This window comes from Frankia sp. CoWAU3 (assembly GCF_977971855.1).
On record NZ_CDWWXB010000130.1, the window covers coordinates 7,892 to 10,420 of the forward strand.

The following is a 2,529-nucleotide window of genomic DNA, read 5'->3' on the forward strand; positions in this document are numbered from 1 at the left end:
AAGTACAACGGAAACTGTTTCTGATGAACGTGGTGGAGCACCTGCACGACGGGGGTGCTCGCCGGCAGCACCAGGGGGCTGAAGAACGGGATCCCGTTCTGGCAGTCGACGACGGCGTCGACGCGGTGCCTGGCCCGGCCCAGGCTGGCCAGCCGGGCGAGCACCGACGGATAGACGCCGAAGGTCCCGCCCCCGCGGCGCACCTCGACGCCGCCAACGGACTCGGCGACGGGCGGACCAGGGCGTTCACCTTCCGTGGCCCGCGAGGTCAGCAGGGTGACCCGGGCACCGGCCGCGGCGAACCGCTCGGCGATCGACTGGCAGAACAACTCCGCCCCGCCGGCCTGCGGATGCTCCCGGTCCCGCCAGTTGAGGAACACCACGTGCCGGCCGGCGAGAGTGGGCAGGTACCGGCGCTCCCGGGACCCTCCGAGGTGTGTCGATCCTCCCGGGGGCGTCACGCTGGGAGTTCCCGTCACCGGTGGCATTCCTTCCGTTTCGTTCCGCTCGCCAGGGCTTACCATGTTCGTCTGCAAGGTTCGCCTGCAACCTACCGATGTCGGAAAATCGTCGGCCACCTACCATGGCCGGTGTTCCGCTGTGGGTGATTCGACGTGTCCCGTTCCCGGTGGGGAGGCTGATGGCGAAGCCCTCGCGTGAGGCTGTGACGGGCCTGCTGGCCGGTCCGGCAGCACTGGCCGTCGCCGGCATGCTCGTCAACGGGTGCAACCTGCTGATGAACCTGATCGTCGCCCGGTCGCTGGACCCGGACTCCTACGGCGCCGTGTCGGTGCAGGTCAGCATCTTCCTGATCCTCTCGGTCGCGGGTAACGCGCTGCTGATCGCCGTGGTGCAGCACGAGACGTCCGGCCCGGGGGGCACCCGGCGCGAGCAGTGGTCCTGGATCCGGCGGCTGCGGGGCGCCTGCGGCGTCGGCATCGCGATCTCCGCGATCGTCGCGGTGGTGCTGTGCCGGCCGGTGGCCGCGCTGATGTCCTATCCGCATCCGCTCGCGATCGCCGAGGCGACCATCGGTGCCGCGTTGTGGACGCTGCTGTGCGTCGAACGCGGCCTGCTGCAGGCCAGGGGGGCCTATCCGCGCCTCGCCGTCAACTTCGTGGTCGAGGGCTTCGTCCGGATCGGCCTGGTGATCGTGCTCGTGCTGGGCGGGCTCGGGGTGAACGGCGCGGGCCTGGGCATCGTGCTCGGCGTCGTCGTCGGCGCCGAGCACGCCCGGTGGGCCGTCACGCGCACCCCGCGGCTGCCGCGCCCGCCCGTGTTCCGGCGCGGGGCGCCCGTGCTGCCTGACGACGGCACACCGCCGGCCACCGGGCCGATTCCGCTGCCGATCCCGGCGCCACGCGCCAGCGCCCGGCAGAGCGTCATCGCCGACACCACCGTCGCCCTCGGCGCGCTGATCCCCCTCGCCCTGCTGCAGAACATGGACGTCGTCATCGTCGGCTGGCTGGGCTCCTCCGGGGTCGGCGGCTACGCGGCGATCTCGACGGCCTGCAGGGTACCGGTCTTCATCGGGCTGGCGGTCGCGAACTTCCTGCTGCCCGAGGCGGCACGACGGCGCAAGGAGGGACGCCCCGCCGGGGGCACGTTGGTCGTGGCGCTGGTCTTCGTCGTCGCTCCCGGGCTCTTCCTTGCCGGGCTCGGTCTGTTCGCGGCGAAGTGGTTGATCGGACTCGTCTTCGGGGCGCATCTCACCGCCGCCGCCTCCGCGCTGTCGGTGCTCGCGCTGAGCATGACCCTGCTGGCCGTCACCCTGATGTTCACCACGTACCTGCTCGGCGCCGGGGTGCGCCGGGTCGTCGGCGTGCTCGCCGTCGCCACGGTGGCGACGGCTGGGGCGCTCGTCTCGGCCGGCGGCGGATCGATGGCCACGGCCACCGCCGCGCTCGCCGCCGAGTCGGTGACCGCACTCGCGGTCGGCCTGCTCGTGGTCCAGCTGCATCACACCGACCGCCGGTCGGCGCGGGCCGCCGAGGCGCACCGGCGGCCGGCGGGGGACATGGGGCTACCCAACCCCCAACCCGGCGAGGGGGTCCCGGCCCGGGTGTGAGGAGTTCCTCTGCCGGACGAGTCCCTGCCCACCCCGCGCGGAGAGGCCACCGCTGATGCCAGCCCAGACCCGTCCGAACGCGGACGGCGGTGAGCCCGGGTCTCCCGGGTCGTCGGGGTCTCCCGGGTCGTCGGGGTCGGTGCGTTCGCCGCTCGCCGTCACTCGCCGCCGCCTGCTTGCGACGGCCGTGGGCCTCGGCGCGACATCCGCCGGTGCCCTCGTCGCCGCGCGCCTGCTCTCCTCGTCCTCGGGCCCGACATCCTCCGGTGACCTGCCGCTGAGCCGACCCTCGGCACCGGTCGGCGGGGTCACCGTGGGGCCGTCGATGCCGGCCGGGGCGGTGGCGGGCCTGCCCAGGAACCTGCTGACTATTTACGGCGCACCCGGCACCTTCGGAAACCTCGACGACCGGTCGGCCATCGAGATTGCCGGGGTGCCGGGCTGGGGCTTCGGCCCCGGTC

2 protein-coding genes and 1 pseudogene are annotated in these 2,529 nt (G+C 73.0%); 2 read left to right on the forward strand and 1 reads right to left on the reverse strand.

Annotation, left to right across the window (positions count from 1 at the left end; all coding sequences use genetic code 11):
- Nucleotides 1–488 (reverse strand): glycosyltransferase (locus AC08ON_RS12300; protein ID WP_476617002.1); only part of this gene is annotated, 488 nt, incomplete at its 3' end.
- 152 nt (nucleotides 489–640) lie between these two features.
- On the opposite strand from AC08ON_RS12300, the gene AC08ON_RS12305 reads away from it, so the two are divergent.
- Both AC08ON_RS12305 and AC08ON_RS12310 read left to right on the forward strand, forming a co-directional pair.
- Entirely contained in the window at nucleotides 641–2,068 is a 1,428-nt protein-coding gene (locus AC08ON_RS12305) for a lipopolysaccharide biosynthesis protein (RefSeq protein ID WP_476607630.1), read from the forward strand.
- Between the two features lie 55 nt (nucleotides 2,069–2,123).
- A pseudogene (locus AC08ON_RS12310) lies at nucleotides 2,124–2,529 on the forward strand (hypothetical protein); the annotation flags it as partial.